This window comes from Exiguobacterium sp. s149 (assembly GCF_018618395.1).
GTDB classification, from domain to species: Bacteria; Bacillota; Bacilli; order Exiguobacteriales; family Exiguobacteriaceae; genus Exiguobacterium; species Exiguobacterium chiriqhucha.
The window spans coordinates 179,936-197,723 of sequence record NZ_JACSLZ010000002.1 but is presented as its reverse complement, the minus strand read 5'-3'; the positions used below and the strand labels follow the sequence as shown (position 1 = coordinate 197,723).

18 protein-coding genes and 1 pseudogene are annotated in these 17,788 nt (G+C 52.7%); 12 read left to right on the top strand and 7 right to left on the bottom strand.

Translation table 11 applies throughout. The annotated features are described in order from the left end of the window. Nucleotides 1-8 precede the first annotated feature (8 nt). Together KNP81_RS04225 and KNP81_RS04220 are read right to left on the bottom strand one after the other, a co-directional pair. Nucleotides 9-1,193 carry a M20 metallopeptidase family protein gene (locus KNP81_RS04225; protein WP_251130267.1) on the bottom strand — a complete coding sequence of 395 codons (1,185 nt, stop codon included), beginning with the start codon at nucleotides 1,191-1,193 and terminating at the stop codon, nucleotides 9-11. 14 nt (nucleotides 1,194-1,207) lie between these two features. Beyond that, complete coding sequence (locus KNP81_RS04220; protein WP_214718634.1) at nucleotides 1,208-1,636, bottom strand: NUDIX hydrolase; 429 nt, start codon at nucleotides 1,634-1,636, stop codon at nucleotides 1,208-1,210. A gap of 137 nt (nucleotides 1,637-1,773) precedes the next feature. Between KNP81_RS04220 and KNP81_RS04215 the strand changes: the two genes are divergently transcribed. Together KNP81_RS04215 and htpX are read left to right on the top strand one after the other, a co-directional pair. Beyond that, nucleotides 1,774-2,322 (top strand): LemA family protein, encoded by a 549-nt coding sequence (locus KNP81_RS04215; protein ID WP_021067978.1) that lies wholly within the window; start codon nucleotides 1,774-1,776, stop codon nucleotides 2,320-2,322. Between the two features lie 21 nt (nucleotides 2,323-2,343). Beyond that, nucleotides 2,344-3,225: a zinc metalloprotease HtpX gene (gene htpX, locus KNP81_RS04210; protein ID WP_286038398.1), complete on the top strand. Its 882-nt coding sequence runs from the start codon at nucleotides 2,344-2,346 to the stop codon at nucleotides 3,223-3,225. 290 nt (nucleotides 3,226-3,515) lie between these two features. On the opposite strand, the gene nagE is transcribed toward htpX, so the two are convergent. The 3 genes from nagE to KNP81_RS04195 are packed head-to-tail and all read right to left on the bottom strand — an operon-like array spanning nucleotide 3,516 to nucleotide 6,356. Then, entirely contained in the window at nucleotides 3,516-5,003 is a 1,488-nt protein-coding gene (gene nagE, locus KNP81_RS04205) for an N-acetylglucosamine-specific PTS transporter subunit IIBC (RefSeq protein ID WP_214718632.1), read from the bottom strand. Further along, nucleotides 5,000-5,848, bottom strand: a complete 849-nt coding sequence (locus tag KNP81_RS04200; RefSeq protein ID WP_021067982.1) for a PRD domain-containing protein — start codon at nucleotides 5,846-5,848, stop codon at nucleotides 5,000-5,002. The genes nagE and KNP81_RS04200 overlap by 4 nt, the downstream gene beginning before the upstream one ends. A gap of 19 nt (nucleotides 5,849-5,867) precedes the next feature. Further along, on the bottom strand, nucleotides 5,868-6,356 hold the full coding sequence (locus tag KNP81_RS04195) for a PTS sugar transporter subunit IIA (RefSeq protein ID WP_251130266.1): 489 nt from the start codon (nucleotides 6,354-6,356) through the stop codon (nucleotides 5,868-5,870). A 461-nt stretch (nucleotides 6,357-6,817) separates the two neighbouring features. Here KNP81_RS04195 and KNP81_RS04190 point away from each other — a divergent pair, with 461 nt between their 5' ends. After that, nucleotides 6,818-8,728, top strand: coding sequence for an endonuclease MutS2 (locus tag KNP81_RS04190; RefSeq protein WP_214718631.1), 1,911 nt, complete (start codon nucleotides 6,818-6,820; stop codon nucleotides 8,726-8,728). 90 nt (nucleotides 8,729-8,818) lie between these two features. Continuing rightward, entirely contained in the window at nucleotides 8,819-9,526 is a 708-nt protein-coding gene (locus KNP81_RS04185; RefSeq protein ID WP_214718630.1) for a hypothetical protein, read from the top strand. A gap of 28 nt (nucleotides 9,527-9,554) precedes the next feature. Here the strand turns inward: KNP81_RS04185 and KNP81_RS04180 are convergent, their stop codons facing one another. Further along, nucleotides 9,555-10,124 carry a hypothetical protein gene (locus KNP81_RS04180; RefSeq protein WP_138860136.1) on the bottom strand — a complete coding sequence of 190 codons (570 nt, stop codon included), beginning with the start codon at nucleotides 10,122-10,124 and terminating at the stop codon, nucleotides 9,555-9,557. Nucleotides 10,125-10,266: 142 nt separating this feature from the next. Between KNP81_RS04180 and KNP81_RS04175 the strand changes: the two genes are divergently transcribed. The 6 genes and pseudogenes from KNP81_RS04175 to KNP81_RS04150 all read left to right on the top strand — a co-directional run bounded on the left by KNP81_RS04175 (nucleotide 10,267) and on the right by KNP81_RS04150 (nucleotide 14,987). Continuing rightward, on the top strand, nucleotides 10,267-10,917 hold the full coding sequence (locus KNP81_RS04175; protein ID WP_029596344.1) for a response regulator transcription factor: 651 nt from the start codon (nucleotides 10,267-10,269) through the stop codon (nucleotides 10,915-10,917). After that, nucleotides 10,914-12,191, top strand: coding sequence for a sensor histidine kinase (locus tag KNP81_RS04170; protein ID WP_214718628.1), 1,278 nt, complete (start codon nucleotides 10,914-10,916; stop codon nucleotides 12,189-12,191). The genes KNP81_RS04175 and KNP81_RS04170 overlap by 4 nt, the downstream gene beginning before the upstream one ends. Further along, on the top strand, nucleotides 12,182-12,922 hold the full coding sequence (locus KNP81_RS04165; RefSeq protein WP_214718837.1) for an AAA family ATPase: 741 nt from the start codon (nucleotides 12,182-12,184) through the stop codon (nucleotides 12,920-12,922). Before KNP81_RS04170 ends, KNP81_RS04165 begins: the two co-directional genes overlap by 10 nt. A 211-nt stretch (nucleotides 12,923-13,133) precedes the next feature. After that, the gene (gene licT / locus KNP81_RS04160) at nucleotides 13,134-13,985 is read left to right on the top strand and encodes a BglG family transcription antiterminator LicT (protein ID WP_214718626.1); all 852 of its coding nucleotides are present in this window, start codon (nucleotides 13,134-13,136) and stop codon (nucleotides 13,983-13,985) included. Between the two features lie 99 nt (nucleotides 13,986-14,084). Continuing rightward, nucleotides 14,085-14,198: pseudogene (locus tag KNP81_RS15360) on the top strand (PTS sugar transporter subunit IIB); the annotation flags it as partial. 228 nt (nucleotides 14,199-14,426) lie between these two features. After that, nucleotides 14,427-14,987, top strand: a complete 561-nt coding sequence (locus tag KNP81_RS04150) for a family 1 glycosylhydrolase (protein WP_285800940.1) — start codon at nucleotides 14,427-14,429, stop codon at nucleotides 14,985-14,987. Between the two features lie 119 nt (nucleotides 14,988-15,106). Here KNP81_RS04150 and KNP81_RS04145 read toward each other — a convergent pair whose 3' ends face one another. After that, nucleotides 15,107-15,541: a DUF6188 family protein gene (locus KNP81_RS04145; protein ID WP_214718616.1), complete on the bottom strand. Its 435-nt coding sequence runs from the start codon at nucleotides 15,539-15,541 to the stop codon at nucleotides 15,107-15,109. Nucleotides 15,542-15,779: 238 nt separating this feature from the next. On the opposite strand from KNP81_RS04145, the gene KNP81_RS04140 reads away from it, so the two are divergent. Next, entirely contained in the window at nucleotides 15,780-17,297 is a 1,518-nt protein-coding gene (locus KNP81_RS04140; RefSeq protein WP_214718615.1) for a sensor domain-containing diguanylate cyclase, read from the top strand. Then, nucleotides 17,294-17,788 carry a hypothetical protein gene (locus tag KNP81_RS04135; protein WP_214718612.1) on the top strand — a complete coding sequence of 165 codons (495 nt, stop codon included), beginning with the start codon at nucleotides 17,294-17,296 and terminating at the stop codon, nucleotides 17,786-17,788. Before KNP81_RS04140 ends, KNP81_RS04135 begins: the two co-directional genes overlap by 4 nt.

Genomic DNA, 17,788 nt, shown 5'->3' with positions numbered 1-17,788 from the left:
CCGCGGCGTCAGTCTTCTTTTTTGTGCGTGTTCCACGTCTCGAACGCCGCCTGCATGAGGATGCGGGCAGTATGCAGCATCGCCCGTTCATCGACATCGAACCGAGGGTGATGGTGCGGGAATACGGCACCGACTTCCGGGTTGCCAGCCCCTGTGAAAAAGAAGCTACCAGGAACGTGTTGCATATAGTAGGCGAAGTCTTCACCGACCATGAGCGGTGCCATCTCGATGACGCCATCCGTTCCGACGACACGTGCGGCACTGCGCCGCACATGGTCGGTCTCGGTCGCATGGTTGATGACGGCGGGATAGCCACGAATGTACTCGAGCTCATAATGTGCCTCACTGGCCGAGCAGATGTGGGCGATGGTGCGCTCCATCTCGGCGATGATGCGTGTTTGCGTCTCCGGTGTGAACGTTCGCACCGTGCCAGACAGCTTTGCTTCATCGGCGATGACGTTGAACGCTTGACCGGCGACGAACGTGCCGACGGTCAAGACGGCCGGTTCGAGCGGGTCGATGCGGCGGCTGATGATTTGTTGCAACTGGCTGACGATATTGGTTCCGACCATGACGGCATCGACCGTGTGTTGCGGGATGGCCCCGTGACCTCCCTTGCCTTTGACGGTCAGTTCGAACCGGTCGGCCGCCGCCATGATCGGTCCGGTCTTCACACCAACCGTGCCGAATGGAAGCGGCGTCCAAATATGAGAACCATAAATGTAGTCGACCCCATCGAGGCAGCCATCTTCGATCATTGGTTTGGCCCCGCCTGGTGCGAGCTCTTCCGCGAACTGATGGATGAGGACGACATCTCCGGGAAGATCGATTTCCGTAAGGGCTTTCGCTAGGACGAGCAGCGTCGCCGTATGGGCATCATGACCGCAAGCGTGCATCGAGCCGTTTACTTTTGAACGATACGGAACATCTTTTAAATCTTGAATCGGTAACGCATCGAAGTCGGCACGAAACGCGATGGTTGGACCGTCACCGCCATGAATCCGTCCGACGACACCGTTGCCGCCGACGTGTTCGCGCACATCGAGCCCGAGCTCACGTAAATAGGCCGCAATCGTCCGCGGTGTCTCCCGTTCTTCAAACGAGAGTTCGGGATGTTGGTGGAAGTGGCGTCGAAGCGACACCATCTCTTCGTATAATTCAGTCAATCGGGAATCGAGGTCAGTCACAAGCATAGCAAGCACTCCTGTCAGTTGATTGTTTTTGTTTGAATCAAGGTCCATACGTCATGTGAATCCAAATCATCGAGAATCGGTTGAAGTAACATCTGTCGTGCTTCATCAGCCGTCACCCATCTGGCATCGCTATGCTCTTCAGAGAGAGTGATGGTTGTTGCGACGGGATGAGCCCAGTACGTCATCAGAACGACTTGACGATTCGAGTCGGTCAAAAATGTCGTGGCGTACAGTAAGTGTTGAATCGTTACGCGTAGCCCAGTTTCTTCGAATACTTCCCGTTCCAGGGACTGTTCGAGCGTCTCACCAAAATCGAGCTTGCCGCCGACAAGCTCCCACGTGCCAGGATGGATTTCATCATCGGTAGCCCGTTTAATGATGAGGAGCCGGTCTTCTTGCACAATCACTGCCTTCACAGCGACGACGATAGATGGAATAGACATCGTGACACTCCTTTGTATGAAATCGTGAGGAAGCTCACTGTAGATATGAATCATTTACTATATTTTCCGAAGTTATGCTTATGGTATACGACGAGAGGGAATTAATACAGGAGAAAATCATGAAATGAGGTGTCGAAATGGGTTGGATTATCGCAATTGGGATTATCGTTGTCTTGGCGTTCGTCTATTTTTCGATGTACAACGGACTTGTCAAATATCGAAACTGGGTCGACGAGGCGTGGGCACAGATTGATGTACAGTTGAAACGGCGTTACGATTTGATTCCAAACTTGGTCGAAACGGTGAAGGGCTATGCCAAACACGAGCAAGAGACGCTTGCGAAAGTCGTTGAGCTCCGGAATCAGCTCGGGTCGAAGACGAGCCGTCAAGAACAGATGGAAGTGAACGATCAATTGAGCGGCGCGCTGAAAAACTTGTTCGCTCTCCGTGAGGCATATCCAGATTTGAAAGCGAACGAGAATTTTAAGATGCTTCAAGAAGAACTGACGCAGACTGAAAATAAAGTCGCCTACTCACGACAGTTGTATAACAATACGGTCATGAAATATAACACGAAAGTCGAATCGGTCCCGACAAACATCATCGCCTCCGTTCACAACTTCGAAAAACGCGACATGCTCGAAGCTCGTGAAGAAGAACGCGAAAACGTGCGTGTTTCATTCTAATGGATTGGAGTGGCGACGATGATTTTATATGAACAGATTCGCAAAAATAAAATCAAGACCGTGTTCATCGTGGCCGGATTCGTCCTTCTCGTCTTAGGCGTCGGGGTGGTCATCTCGTATTTGAATTATGGTGACCCGCTCCCAGGCCTCATCTTCACGCCGGTGTTCTCGCTGTTTTATATCGGGATCGTCATCATGTCGAGCACGAACATCGTCATGAAAATGAACCACGCCCAAGAGATCACTTCGGTCGACCAGCACCGGTTTCTCTGGCACACCGTCGAGAATATGGCGATGGTCGCGCGCGTCCCGATGCCGCGCATCTTCATCATCAACGATGCGTCACCGAACGCGTTCGCGACCGGCCTGAAACCAGAAAAGGCAGCTGTCGCCGTGACGACCGGACTGCTCGACCAGTTGACGCGAGAAGAAGTCGAGGGCGTCATCGCCCATGAAGTCGCCCATATCAAAAATTACGATGTACGACTGGCGACAGTGACGCTCGCCCTCGTCTCGGTCATCGCCATCATGAGCGATATCGGGTCGCGGATGCTGTTCTTCCGCAGCGTCGGCGGCCGTCGCGACAACAACCAAAACCCGATTTTTATGATTGTCGGGCTCGTGTTGTTGATTCTCGCACCGCTCATTGCCACGCTCGTTAACTTGGCCATCTCACGGAATCGTGAGTTTTTGGCGGACGCGAGCGGGGCCGAATTGACGCGTAATCCGGATGCCCTCGCATCGGCGCTCGAGAAAATCGCCAATATCCAGACACCGGTGAAGGAAGCCTCACGTGCCTCGGCGTCGCTCTACTTTTCAGACCCGCTCAAGAAAAAGCTGAGCGGTCTGTTCTCCACGCACCCGAACCCGGATGAACGGATTGCCAGACTGCGAAGTATGTAGTGCATAACGAAGGTCCTCTTTTTAGGAAGAGGGCCTTTGTACGTGAATCGGATCAGCCCATTTCACATACCCAGTTTGTATGAATAGTGAATGGGAATGATAGTAAAAAGAGGACGGATTGGAGGGGACTTCATGTTTGAGTCGGCACTTGAGTTAGGCATTGTCATCTTCTTATTGATTTACTCAGTCACGGTTTCGCTGATGTTGATGTCAGTCAAAAAGAAGAGCTGAACTAACATATGAGCAAAGGCAGTAAAAAGCCACCTCGCGCGCGAGGTGGCTTTCGTCAGTTACCCGGCGCGATGGCTCCGGAGTTTTTCAATCTCTTCGAGGACGAATTGGACGTTCGTTCCGACGATGACTTGAATGTGGTTCGGGCTGACAACCTTGATACCAGGGATGCCTGCTTTCTTGATTTGGGCTTGGTCGACCGTATCCATGTCTTTCACATCGACACGAAGGCGCGTGACGCACGATTCGATGCCTGTGACGTTTTGATCGCCGCCGAGACCGTCGTAAATCGTGGCTGCCATCGCTGAATATTGACCGCCGACAGCGACTGGAGCCGTCTTCGTTTCGCCTTCAGGAGTCGTTTCCGTTGCGACCGCGTCAACCGCTTCGTCTGACTCACGGCCTGGCGTTGCCAAGTTGAGCTTGACGATCATGAAGCGGAAGATGACGTAGTAGATGGCACCGAAGACGAGACCTTGGACGAGCAACATGTACGGCTGGTTCGCGAGCGGTAACCGTGAGCTGAGGACAAAGTCGACAAGACCAGCGCTGAAGCCGAATCCGGCCGTCCATTGGAACGTCGCCGCAATGAAGAGGGAAACCCCTGTCAAGACCGCGTGGACGAGGTAGAGAACTGGTGCGAGGAACATGAACGAGAATTCGAGCGGTTCCGTGACACCTGTGAAGAACGATGCGAACGCTGCGGCGAGAAGGAGCGAGGCCGCTTGTTTTTTACGTTTTGTTTTCGCGGTGTGGTACATGGCGAGGGCTGCTGCCGGAAGACCGAACATCATGATTGGGAAGAATCCAGCTTGATATCGACCAGTGATTCCTTTCACGCCTTCGCCTGACCAGAAGTTACCGATGTCGTTGATACCGGCCACATCGAACCAGAATACCGAGTTCAAGGCGTGGTGAAGACCAGTTGGGATTAACAGACGGTTGAAGAAGCCGTAAAGGCCTGCCCCGATTGCACCCATTTTAGAGATCGTTTCCCCAAATCCGACGAGTCCTGTGTAAACGACCGGCCAGACGAAGTAAAGGGCGACCGAGACGAGAATCATCGAGAATGCCGTCATGATTGGCACGAGACGCTTACCACTGAAGAAAGCGAGCGCGTCTGGAAGCTTCACATGGCTAAAGCGGTTGTACATTTGAGCGGCGACGATACCTGACAAGATCCCGACGAACGCGTTGGCAATTTTACCGAATGCTGGGTTGACGGCTTCGACGTCGATACCTTGGAACAAGGCGACAGTAGCCGAAGACAAGAGCGTCGTGACCGTGAGGAAGGCGACAAGTCCGCTTAGAGCGGCTGAGCCGTCACGGTTTTTCGCCATTCCGAGGGCGACCCCGACTGCGAAGAGAATTGGAATGTTATCGATAATGGCTGCACCGGCTTTGATCAAGAATGCGGCGGCGATGTTTTCAGAACCCCAGCCGACGGGATCAATCCAGTAACCAATCCCCATGAGAATGGCAGCTGCAGGAAGTACGGCAACTGGCAACATGAGGGAACGTCCGAGACGTTGTAAAAAGTTCATCATTGTGAATTTCCTCCTTTTTGATGGTGTTGATCTTGCAGGCGTTGAATGTGGAGCGTAATATAACCAAGCTCTGATTCGGGCAAGACGATGCCGTATAAGTCTTCCATTTCGTTTGCGACGTCAGACGCACATGCATAGGCCGACGAGAACTTCGTTTGAATCATGAGAAGCATATCTTCGTCGATCGTATGGTGATCGTAATGGTTGACCCGATCCATGACGAATCGTAAATGAGTTAATAAGCGTTGATAGGATAAGTCATCTTCTTCTATAGATAGATCGAGTCGTCTCGAAATCGATTGAATCATGTCACGTACGATTGTCGTCTGTTTGACCGTCTTGCGTAAATCACCTCCCTTCACTTTTAGTGTATGGATGTGCAGCGCGATGAAGGCCGCCTCATCTTTCGGCATCTTGACGCCGAGTTTGTCCTCGATGAGGTGAAGCGCCCATAGTCCGATTTCGTACTCGTTGCGATATAAAATCTTAATCTCGTTCAACAGTTTATTTCGGAGCGAGATGCCTTCTTGCTCGCGCTCGATGGCGAATGAGATGTGATCGGTGAGGACGATATGGATGTGTTCGTTGAACGTCGTCTCGAGCCGTTTTTCCGCATGCGAAATGATTTCTTCTGAAATCGTGAAGTGCTCGATTGGAATCCGCGTCAGCAGTTGTTGAAATTTATCGTTCTCCGACATGACGAACAGCTTTTCAACTTTATGCGGATTGACGATATCGTTGCGTGCCTTCTTGAATGCGACGCCCGGTCCGATGGCGATTTTCTCTTCACCCTCATCTGAGACGATGACCGCGTTGTTGTTTAGAATCTTTTTGATTTTTAACATGTGTCCTCCTATCGAGGAGTCATTGTCCCGCTTGAGCGACGACGGTCTTCCCAGGAAGCGATGGGCCGCCTGCATGGAACGAGTAGGGCTGTTCCAAAGCTCCTCCATTCGTGATGACCATTGGGGTGACCGTGTCTTTTCCGGCTTGTCGGATTTGTTCCAAGTCGGCCGTCAACAGTGGCTGTCCGGTCGTGACCGTGTCACCGACTTTGACGTGGACATCGAACGGGCTTCCCGCAAGCTCGACCGTATCTAGTCCGACATGAATCAAAATTTCAGCTCCGTCTCCCGAACGGAGCCCGATGGCATGCTTCGTCGGTGCGACTTGGACGATGGTCCCATCAGCCGGGGCGACGACGGTTCCGTTCGTCGGCATGATGGCAATCCCGTCGCCCATCATCTTCTCGCTGAAGACAGGGTCGGTCACTTCCTCAAGTGGAATGATGTCTCCTTCCATGGGTGCATAAAGTGTCAGTGTATGTCTCTTCATCCACTTATTCAATAACATCTTCGAATCATCCTTTCGCTTGAAAAATGATTGTGAAAAAACAAAACAGGCATGGAGTATAGACGGGTGGCCTGAGCCTTTCGTCTTACCCCATGCCTGATCGAATCAGTCACATGTGATCATTATTCGTTTCGTCACCCTCAAGATAGCACGCCGATGTATAGATATCAAGACCTAATTTGAAAGCGTTCTCTAGAAATTTTACTTCTTCGAAAATCTGTTGTATAGTTAGGGCGAAACTGAATGAGAAAGGTGTTGCATGTTAATGAGTGAGGTTGTATCTGCCTAACGAACTGAAAAAATGTTGGATGACACGTCTTTTTGTCATGCCTTCATGTTCTGTTACAGATACCGCCCTTCATAAACTGCCAGACACCGGTCTGTCTTTTTGCGTTGGTCGTCATCGGCCGACGCTTTTTGTTTGCGCGGTATCTCCATCCCATTTTTAAGGAGACTCCATCATGAATGAACAAACTTTAGACAAACTACAATATAACGACTTGATTCAACACGTCGAACGCTACTGCATCAGCGGATTCGGACGCAACTTGTTACGAAACCAGCGTCCGACGAGCCATTTGCAAACGGTTAAAAAACGGCTCCAAGAGACATCGGAAGCACGCGCGATTCTCGACGCGACGTCACACGTCCCCTTTATCGGGGTATCCGATATGGAACCACTCATCGGTAAAATCAGCCGGGGTATCCAGCTCGAGGCAAGCGAACTCGAAGCCGTCGCCGAATTTTTCCGGGGTGCCCGGAAACTGAAGCGGTTCATGGCCGAGCAGGCGTTCTTTGCACCGCTCTTGTCCCTTTACGCGGGAGAGATGAGCGAGTGGCGCAGTATCGAGGAAGACATTATCCAGTCGATTCGCGGGGGACGTGTCGTCGACGAGGCGTCCAAAGAATTGAAACGGGTCCGCAAACAAATCGACATTCTCGAAGGACGGATCGAGGAGCGGTTGAGCAAGTTCTTGAAGAGCGCTGCGAACCGGGAAGCGATTCAAGACGGCTTTGTGACTAAGAAACAAGACCGATTCACGATTCCGATCAAAGCGTCGTATAAACATAAAATCGCCGGGACAATCGTCGACACGTCGAGCCGCGGCACGACTGTGTTCATCGAACCGGAAGCGGTGGCGAAGCTGAACGCGGAACTCGTCGTCAAACGGACGGAGGAAGCAGTCGAAATCTATCAAGTGCTCGCCACGCTTACCGGCATAGTGGCGGAGGCGTTGCCGACCATCGAGGCGACGCTCGACGTCATCGCCCAATACGACATGGTGTTCGCGAAAGGGAAGTATAGCCAAGCCATCGATGGCATCGCCCCGCGCGTGAACGGTGTCGGGAACATCCGTTTGAAACAAGTCCGCCATCCGCTTCTCGAACGAGCGGTCCCTCTCGACTTCTCACTCGGGGACACGTACCGCGGTCTGATTATCACCGGACCGAACGCCGGCGGGAAGACGGTCGTCTTGAAGACGATCGGTCTGCTAAGTTTGATGACGATGAGCGGGCTTCATATCCCGGCCCATCCGGACACGGACATCTCGACGTTTGACGACGTGTTCGTCGACATCGGGGACAACCAGGACATGGGTTCGGCGCTCAGCACGTTCTCGGCCCATATGCATAACGTGGCGAGCATCATGCAGGAGGCTGGGAAACGATCATTACTATTATTCGATGAGATCGGAAGCGGGACCGAGCCGAACGAGGGTGCGGCACTCGCCATCGCGATTTTAGAAGAGGCATACAAGCGCGGCTGTCTCGTCGTCGCCTCGACCCATTACGGCGAAATCAAAGCGTACTCAGAGACGCATCCGGACTTCATGAACGCGGCCATGCAGTTCGACCCGGACACGCTCGAACCGAAGTATCGGCTGTTGATTGGGCAGTCCGGCGACAGCAACGCCTTATTCATTGCCCGGAAAATGAAATTACCCGAATCGATTTTGAAGCAGGCAGCACGCTATATGCATGACAAGACGTACGACCAGTCGCTCCTTGATGCGACGCGCCTGACACAAGAAGTCGTCCGCCCTGTCGTCGAACCTGACCAAATGCTAGCGAAAGGCGACCGGGTCCGTCTGCTCGAGACAAATCAAGTTGGTCTCGTCTACGCGATGGATGAATCGTCGCGCCAAGTCACGGTCTATGTCGACGGTGTCTTCAGTGAGCATCCGCTCCGACGAGTTCGACGCGAGGCGAAAGCGCTCGACTTGTATCCGGCTGGGTACGACTTGGAGACGTTATTCATCGATTACCGGGACCGGAAAGAAGCGCATGACTTTGCCCGTGGCTCGAAAAAAGCGCTCCGTCGCGTCGAGAAAGAGATTCGGGCGCGGCAACGTGCCGAACGAAGCAAATGAGTGTATCTGGCAGGGCACTCGGGTAAGGAACAAGGACCGGGAGTCATCAGGTACAGTACGGCTTTCGGGTAACGTGTTGGAGGTGACTGGATGTTTTGGTTAAGCTTGTTGTTCGCCATCGGATTTGCCTTGATTCACTACTTTTCAGGACAGTTGATTCACGTGCGCGAGACGCCGCGGAGCCGGTTTCTGTCACTCGCGGGCGGAGTCGCCGTCGCGTATGTGTTTCTTCATCTCTTGCCTGAACTGAACGAATATCAACAAGAACTCGAAGGACATCTCGAGAGTGGGCTATTCGCCTCGATCGAGAATCATATCCTCGTCGTCAGCATGCTCGGTCTGGCAGTGTTTTATGGCTTGGAACGGTTGGCCACGCAAATGAAGAGACGCGGCAACGGCAACGTGTTTTGGATTCACATGGCGTTGTTCATCGTCTACAACTTCAGCATCGGCTATGTGCTCGCGAAGAGCGAGTTCGATACGGCATGGGCAATGACACTCTACTTTGTCGCATTGGGGATTCATTTCATTACGGTCGACCAGGGGCTGAGGCATCACCATCAGGAGTCGTACGACAGGCGAGGGCGATTGTGGTTGTCGTTGGCCGTACTTGCCGGGTGGGGAGTCGGCGCTTTTTCAGCGCTCCATGAAGTGACGCTGTCGATGATTGTCGCGTTCTTGGCCGGGGGGATTATCTTGAACGTCATGAAAGAAGAGCTACCAGAAGAACGGGACAGCAGCTTTCGCGCGTTCGCTGTCGGGCTCATCGGGTACGCTTTACTGTTATTGGCCATATGAAAAGGCAACCTCGCGGTTGCCTTTTTGCTTACAGTGAATTGGTACTCTGATTGTCTACGTTATTATCAGTCGCAGGTGTGTCCTCATCTTGGTTCGGTCCACCGAATTGACCATCGTGATGTGGGCCATGCCCACCTCCGTGACGTCCACCGCCAAAGCCACGCATGTCACCCAAGTCGTCGTAACTCGTGACGTCAGCAAAACGTTCTTCGTGGTCGGCGAGAATCGCGTCGGCCTCATCTTGCGTCAAGTCACCGGATTCGACGGCTGCCTCAAGTTTCGCTTCATGAGAAGTGATCATCGCCTCGATGAACTGTTCAATGGTGATCCCTGTTTCTTCCGCGAGTTCAGGAAGCGATTGTCCTTCTTCGCGCGCTGCTTCCACGTCGGCTTCGGTCAACCCGAGCGCCTCGAGCAAAGCGGCCTGACCGGCTGCCCGATCACCGAACATACCCCGCTCGCCTCGTTCCCCGCGTTCGCATTGGGTCGTCGTTTCCGTTCCGTCGGTCGTTGTCGTGTCGTTCGTGGCGGCATAGACGCCGGTTCCTGAGACGGCAAGTAGGCCGGCCAGGGCGATGGCTAATTTAGATGTCTTCATGTCAATCTCCTCCTTTACTACCTCAAGTGTAGGACGTGGGTGATCAAAAGTTGTGAGGGAATTGCAAGGTTTCTGCAAATTGTCTTTGGGAAATGATGGGTTCGTTTCGCGATGCGATATAATGGGGGTGGAGGCGATAAAGATGAACGTACTCGTAGTCGAAGATGAACCGAAATTAGCGGACGGGTTCGCCCGCTTTTTAACGTACGCGGGGTTTCATGTCAGTGTGGCCGGTACACTCGCCGAAGCGAAGCAGCAGCTCGAGCAACCGTTCGATGCGGTCCTGCTCGATGTTCGTCTGCCGGACGGGGAAGGTTGGACACTCATCCCGAAATTGAAGACGCTCAAGCCGCGACCGGCCATCATCTTGGCGACGGCACGAGGAGAGGCGGATGACCGTGTGTTCGGCCTCGAGCTCGGGGCCGACGATTATTTGGTCAAACCGATCGTGTTAAAAGAACTCGAAATTCGCCTGAAACGTCTCGTCAAACAGACGGACGAGATCTCGTTCGGCGACATGATGGTGGACGCACGATCCCGTACGGTGACCGATCACGGCCAAGCGATTCGGATGACCAATAAAGAATACGAGTTGCTCCTCTTCTTCTTGAAACATAGTGGAGAAGCGCTCGATCGCAACCGCCTACTTGACGAGGTGTGGGATTATACGTTCGCCGGGGACACGCGCACGGTCGACACGCACGTCAAACAGTTGCGTGACAAATTGCCGACGATGAAGCGGTACTTGAAGACGGTGCATCGCGTCGGTTATCGATTGGAGGAAGTCCGATGAGCCGGTTGATGAAGAAGTTGCTCTGGACCGCGATCCTCCCTCTCGTCGTCATGGCGGTGCTCACATTTGGTCTGACATCACTCTTGATTGGGCGTTTCGCGGAGACGGAGAGCTATGACCAACTCGAGCGTGAAGCGGACATCGTGTATGAGGCGCTTGTGGATGGACGCGGCATACCGGGTCAACTCGATGTTCTCGTGTTTCAAGACGGGGAAGCGGTCAATCTTGATCGTGGGGGCAGGATGCGTCGACATATGTCGCCAGTCCTCGATCCAGACTCACTTTCTGAACGAGATGAGGTCAGTGTGAACGGGGCGCGGTTATTGACGTTCCTTCGGGAAGAAGGGGATGTGCAAATCGTGACGTACGCACCCGTCCCGCTGTCGAATCCGCAGTTTCGTCAAATCTACGTCATTCTCGGAAGCGGGTTCTTGCTCGCGCTCATCGTCGCCGTCGGTGTGACGTATTGGATGGGGCGGCGTTTGACGTCCCCGCTCGTCGAGTTGAAGCAGGCGACCGCAGCCATCATGTTGGGCCGGCATGACATCACACTGCCGCCTGTCACCGACGACGAGATTGGCGATTTGACGGAAGCGGTCCGTCAGATGAACACATCACTCGAAGAGAAAGAACGGATGCAAAATACATTCATCTCAGGGGTTACGCACGATGTCCGGACCCCGCTTGCCATTGTCCGGAACGAGGCCGAAATGCTTGAACTCGGTGTCGTCAAACAAGAAGATGTGGCGGCGACGGGTCGCAGTTTAACCGAGGAAGTCGATCGGATCGATCGGCTCGTCAGTCAGATGCTCGAATACTCCAAACTATCCGCGGGCAACGTGACACTTTCGCTCGAGTCCGTTCGTTTGGATGCATTGATCAAAGAGACTGTCTCGCGGATGGATGAATGGTTCCGTCATAAGGAAGTGACGGTCACACTTGAACTCGTCGAGGACGCGGTCGTCCAGGCGGACCGATTGGCGATGGAGCGTGTGCTGTCGAACTTTCTTCAGAACGCGTATCACGCCAGTCCACTAGGAGGTGTGATCACGATCAGGCTCTCCGAGCGACGGCTTGAAATCGAAGACAAAGGGCCGGGCATTGCCGAGACGATGCGCGCCAACATCTGGGATATGTATGTGAAAGGGGACCGTTCGAACGGTCACGGACTTGGTCTGGCCATCAACAAGCTGTTGCTCGAGGCTCAAGGACTCGTTTACGGAGTCGAATCGAGAGAGGGAGAGGGGGCGTTGTTTTGGATCGAATGGGACTAAATTTATTTTTGCGGGGTGTCCGCTTAGAGCGAGATCGGATTGAAAAGCCAGGGTACCCGTTCTCGCTACCGATTTTTGATGGATTTGATGAATTGACGCTGACGAAGCCGGTCACGTTCTTGGTTGGTGAGAATGGGAGTGGAAAATCGACGTTGGTCGAAGGGATGGCTATCGCCGCCGGATTCAATCCGGAAGGTGGGGCGACGACGTTCCGTTTTGAGACCGAGGCAACGCATAGCCCGTTGTTCGAGGCGCTCCGTCCGATTCGGGGCGCGTACCGGCCGAAAGACGGATTTTTCCTCCGGGCCGAGACGGCATATCAACTGTCGAGCTATGTGGATGAGATCGCGCGAACGTCGCCCGACCCGGAACGGTTTTATGCGTCCTACGGCGGTCGATCGCTCCATGAGCAGTCGCACGGGGAGGCGTTTTTGTCGCTCATGCTCCATCGATTCCGAGACGGCGGACTGTATATTTTAGATGAGCCCGAGGCCGCCTTGTCGCCGATGCGGCAATTGACGATGCTCGCACGCATGCATGAACTCGTGCAATCGGGCAGTCAATTCATCATCGCGACCCATTCACCAATCCTCATGTCGTATCCGGACGCCGACATCCTCCAAGTCGAGACGGGACTCCGTCCGACGACGTTCGATGAACTCGAGCACGTTCGTGTCATGCGCGACTTCCTAGCGGCTCCGGAACGGATGCAACGTATCCTATTCGAATGAAAAACGGTCACGGTGTAAGCGTTTTATTTTTATGTTGACGTCAAGATTTCAAGGGGGGATGCTAGTAGCGAGAAGAAGAAAATCCACTTTGGGATTGTTACTGGTCAAGCAGGCAAAACCTAAATTGATGCCGATCATCCAGATGTGGGGACCGGTGTGAATTTAGGTTTTTTTCTTTTCAATCGAACTTGAGCGGAGGTAAATTGATTCCATGCAAATTTCAAAAGTGTTCAACAATAACGTCGTGGCCATTCAAGCGAACGGTCAAGAACAAGTCGTCATGGGACGGGGAATCGCGTTCCAAAAGCGTCCAGGCGATGCGATCGATCAAACGCGGATTGAAAAAGTCTTTACGCTCGAGAGTAAAGAGAGCCATGAACGGTTCGTCCATTTTTTGAATGAGATGCCAGCTACCGAGATGGATACGGTCAAAGAAATTGTCAAGCTCGCGGAGACGCGACTCGAGAAGCCGGTCCATGACTCGCTTTATGTGACCCTCGCCGACCACATCCATTTCGCTCTCAGCCGATATCGAGATGGAATCATCATCCGTAACCCGCTCGTTTGGGAAGTGAAGCGGTTTTATGGACCCGAGTTCGCGATCGGGAAAGAAGCGGTCGCCCTGATTAACGACCGGCATGACGTCAAGTTAGACGAGGACAAGGCGGTCGCGATCGCCCTCCATCTCGTCAACGCGACGATGTCGGGTGCCAAAGGTGAGAACTTACATCTCGTCACCGAGATGACACGCGCCACGCAAGCGATTCTCACCATCATCACGTACCACTTTCAAATCGATTTGGACGAAGAGTCGTACGCCTACTCACGGTTTTTGACCCACTTGAAATACTTCGCCCAACGGCTCGCCTCCGGGGAGAAGATTAAACCCGGTGGTGATGAGACGCTGTTTGAGATGGTGAAGCTGCGCTATCCGGATGCTTACGAATGTGTCGAGAAAATCGCAAGGTTGATTGCCACGAAGTACAATTACGAGGTCTCGACCGATGAGCGGTTGTATATGATGATTCATATCGAAAACTTAATGAAAGAACGACGATCCTAAGGATGGTTACTGATGATGCAGGCCAAACCTAAATGACGACACCTCCCGTGTGCGTTCATTTAGGTTTTTCTTTTTACCCAAATTGAAGGAGTGAACACTATGAGCCAAACAAAAAAGCTCGCGGCGGACATCATTCGTCACGTCGGCGGGAAAGATAACGCCAAAAGCGTGTTCCATTGTGCGACACGGCTACGTTTTAAATTAAAAGATGAACAGAAAGCCAATCCCGAAGCGTTAAAAAACCATGACGGTGTCATCACGGTCGTCCAAAGCGGCGGTCAGTTCCAAGTCGTCATCGGCAACAACGTCCCTTATGTCTACCAAGACGTGGTCGAGGCGGGCGGATTCCAGACGTCATCGAACGACGATACGGAAAAAACGGGCGTCTTTAATCGGTTGATTGATGTGATTGCGGGGATTTTCACCCCGATTCTCGGTCCGATGGCCGGAAGCGGTCTGTTGAAAGGGTTGCTCGCCATTCTCGTCGCCCTCGGCCTGCTCACACAAGACATGGGCACGTGTATTGTCTTGAACGCAGCGGGGAACATTATGAGCGGGGTGAAAAACCCTTACCTCAAGGCGAGCGACTGGGGTTGGGAAATCGATCCGATGGGACTTCGCGTCATCTTGAACAAACTGTATGAGCGCTATGAATTGCCGCTCTTCATCGTCGAGAACGGTCTCGGGGCTTATGATAAGGTCGAAGCGGACGGTTCGGTCCATGACGATTATCGGATTGAGTACTTGCGTGACCATTTGAAAGCGATGGTGGAGGCGATTGAAGACGGTGTCGACGTCATCGGTTATACGAGCTGGGGCTTTATCGACCTTGTCAGTGCGTCGACCGGGGAGTACAGCAAGCGTTACGGCTTCATCTACGTCGATAAGCATGACGACGGGTCGGGGACGCTCGAGCGTTCGCGGAAGGACTCGTTCTTCTGGTATCAAGACGTCATCCAGACGAACGGGGCGAGCTTGTTCGAAGATGAGACGGTAAAATAAGAAAGAGCGGCCGCGGCCGCTCTTTTCTTATGCTTTCGTGACTTTGCGTAAGACGATGATCGCGAGACTGACACCACCGGCAATCAACATATACGTGAGAATCTCCGTCCAGGCTGCCATCAGACGTCTTCCTCTGCAAAGACGGCCAAGTCCCCTTGAGGCATGGCGACGAGTAAAAAGTGTTCGCCTCCGAGCGGACGGGCGTCTCCGGCCTGCCAACTTTCATACTGTTCGTGATAGCCGTTCACGAACAGGACGGCTCCAGATTCAAATGTCAGTTCAAGATGGGGATTGTCTTCAGATAACAGGATGGAACGGACGCGTTCACGTCGGAGTTCGACGAGGTGATGGAGTTGTTCATCTTCGTTGAACGACGGTCCCGATGAATGGACGTACCAAGGTCCTTCAATCGAGAGCCACGACTCGTTGCCGTCTCGGCTGAAGTAGAGTAGATGATGATTGGGGCCGGAACCGAAGTCGATTCCGACGAAGGAAGACGCGTTAAACAAATGCTGTAAAATCCGTGTTGCTTCAAGATGTTCGGTACGGGTCACGCTTCCACCTCGCTTAAATGGGTTAGTTAATTCCATCATTCCACGTTACATCGCTAAAGTAAATGAAAGGATTATGTGAAATCACTCATATGAGAAGAAACAAGCGAGTTCGACAACTTATGGAAAATACTTCAAGTAAGTTAAAAGTTTGGTCAGTGATTGGACAAATCCGGTCCCGCGTTCGATGATTCGACTTATAATCAAAAGTATAGATGACTCGATGAAACGAGGGGTAACCATGGTTTATGGTCTATTGATTGGCGGCATCATCCTAATCACCATCGTCCTCAACGTCCTTCGGTTGATGACGACCCCCGCCTTGAATCGCTGGCTGCTCGCCGGGACGAGCAGCCTTGTCGTGATTTGGCACGGGGTGTTGTTCGATTTTTATGATTTACATTGGTCAGTGCTGTTATTGATTATGACAGGGCTCGTCTGTTTTCACTGGAAAGGCATGACTGTTGCAATCATGGTCAGCTGGCTTTTAGTATACAGTCAATCCGGGACATTATCCTTTCCGCTGTTGCTCAGTTATGTCTTTTTTGGCCTAGGAGCCGCGCTGCTCTATGGTTACATCAACCAGTTGAAGCGAGAGCGATCAGGCCGGTTGCGGATGCTGACGGCGAGTTCCCGTCAATTGAACGTGTTCCGGGAAGTCAGTTTTACGATGCAAGACACGCTCGACCCGGACCGATTGCTGCAAACGATTTTGACATCGGTGACGGCGGGGCACGGACTCGGCTTTAACCGATCGATCATCTTTTTCGCTGATTTGGAAAAAGATAGCATTTACGGAGTCATGGGCACGGGACCGATGAATCCGGAAGACGGGTTTCACATTTGGGAAGAAATCACCCGACAACATTATGATCTCCAAGGACTGATTGATGAGAAAGAGACGGACTCGTCACACGATGAGCAGTTGAATGAACGGATTCGGAAAATGACGATCCCGTTTCATGGAGACCACCTGTTCAAACAGACGCTCGACTCGGGACGGCCGCTCCACGTGTATGCGAGCATCACCGACGATCCGGTGCTGCGCATGTTACATACCGACTTACAGATGGACGAGTGCACAATTTTCCCGCTCCATCATCAAGGAATTCCATACGGACTTCTCGTCATCGACAATGTCGTCAATAAAAAACCAATCACCCCTCAAAAGATTGACAGTGTCCGACCGATTGCGGAACAAGCCTCGCTTGCGCTCCATCAGACGATGTTGTACCAGCGCATCGAGACGTTGGCGCTTCGTGACGGGTTGACGCGTCTCAAAAACCATCGTTCGTTCGAACAAGATTTGGATGTCTTGTTCCGGGAGTGCGAAACGGACGAGCTGTCACTGATTGTGATGGATATTGACCATTTCAAGCATTTCAACGACACAAACGGTCACTTGGCTGGAAACGAGTTACTCACGCGGCTCGCGAGTGTCATTCGACGAAGCGTGCCGGATGAACAGATGGCGTATCGGTTCGGTGGCGAAGAGTTTGTCGTTCTCTTGCCGCAGTTCGACGAAGTCGAGGCGTCCCACGTCGCGGAGACGATTCGTGCGGCCGTGCTCGGCACCAACTTCATGTACGGGGAGCGACAACCAGGTGGTCAGTTAACGCTGAGCTTCGGTGTCGCTTCGAAGCACACGCTTCACGAACAGTCACGCGAACAGTTGATTGAGTGCGCCGATCAAGCGTTGTATGCGGCCAAATCACGAGGGAAAAACCAAGTCTGCCGCTGGGAAGGGGTACCGCTATGACTGAATTCAGTGTCATGATCATGACCGTCGCCTTTATCGCGACCATCTTGTTTACGAGCCGTCCAAGTTATCGGTTTGTGACGGGTAGTGTGGCCAACCGACACGCAGAGGCACTGGGCATCTCGTTGAAAGACGTCTCATTCTCGTTCGACCAAATGGTGTATTTCATCGCCTTGCCGACAACGATTCCCGAAGTGCGGGATGCGATGAAAGAAGAGCTGGCCGTCGAACCGTATTATGAGTCGTATTTCTTTCCAGAAGTGAACGGCGTGCAAGTCTCGGTGAAGTCAGGGTCCGCCGTGATTCCTATCGCCTATTTGCCGATTGACGATTTCAGCCTTCCCGTGTTGGATCGACACTTGGAGGCAGGCAAGGTTAATGAACACGTCAACCGAACGATTCGGGCACACATGATCGTTCATGAGCGTACGCTCGCAGCGATTCGAGACGAGGTGTACCATCACATTCATGAAGACCGCCTGGCACAATAA

Coding starts and splice junctions, on each gene's coding strand:
- KNP81_RS04225 (WP_251130267.1), bottom strand. CDS start 1,193: ATGCTTGTGACTGACCTCGATTCCCGATTGACTGAATTATACGAAGAG.
- KNP81_RS04220 (WP_214718634.1), bottom strand. CDS start 1,636: ATGTCTATTCCATCTATCGTCGTCGCTGTGAAGGCAGTGATTGTGCAA.
- KNP81_RS04215 (WP_021067978.1), top strand. CDS start 1,774: ATGGGTTGGATTATCGCAATTGGGATTATCGTTGTCTTGGCGTTCGTC.
- nagE (WP_214718632.1), bottom strand. CDS start 5,003: ATGATGAACTTTTTACAACGTCTCGGACGTTCCCTCATGTTGCCAGTT.
- KNP81_RS04200 (WP_021067982.1), bottom strand. CDS start 5,848: ATGTTAAAAATCAAAAAGATTCTAAACAACAACGCGGTCATCGTCTCA.
- KNP81_RS04195 (WP_251130266.1), bottom strand. CDS start 6,356: ATGTTATTGAATAAGTGGATGAAGAGACATACACTGACACTTTATGCA.
- KNP81_RS04190 (WP_214718631.1), top strand. CDS start 6,818: ATGAATGAACAAACTTTAGACAAACTACAATATAACGACTTGATTCAA.
- KNP81_RS04185 (WP_214718630.1), top strand. CDS start 8,819: ATGTTTTGGTTAAGCTTGTTGTTCGCCATCGGATTTGCCTTGATTCAC.
- KNP81_RS04180 (WP_138860136.1), bottom strand. CDS start 10,124: ATGAAGACATCTAAATTAGCCATCGCCCTGGCCGGCCTACTTGCCGTC.
- KNP81_RS04175 (WP_029596344.1), top strand. CDS start 10,267: ATGAACGTACTCGTAGTCGAAGATGAACCGAAATTAGCGGACGGGTTC.
- KNP81_RS04170 (WP_214718628.1), top strand. CDS start 10,914: ATGAGCCGGTTGATGAAGAAGTTGCTCTGGACCGCGATCCTCCCTCTC.
- KNP81_RS04165 (WP_214718837.1), top strand. CDS start 12,182: ATGGGACTAAATTTATTTTTGCGGGGTGTCCGCTTAGAGCGAGATCGG.
- licT (WP_214718626.1), top strand. CDS start 13,134: ATGCAAATTTCAAAAGTGTTCAACAATAACGTCGTGGCCATTCAAGCG.
- KNP81_RS04150 (WP_285800940.1), top strand. CDS start 14,427: ATGGCCGGAAGCGGTCTGTTGAAAGGGTTGCTCGCCATTCTCGTCGCC.
- KNP81_RS04140 (WP_214718615.1), top strand. CDS start 15,780: ATGGTTTATGGTCTATTGATTGGCGGCATCATCCTAATCACCATCGTC.
- KNP81_RS04135 (WP_214718612.1), top strand. CDS start 17,294: ATGACTGAATTCAGTGTCATGATCATGACCGTCGCCTTTATCGCGACC.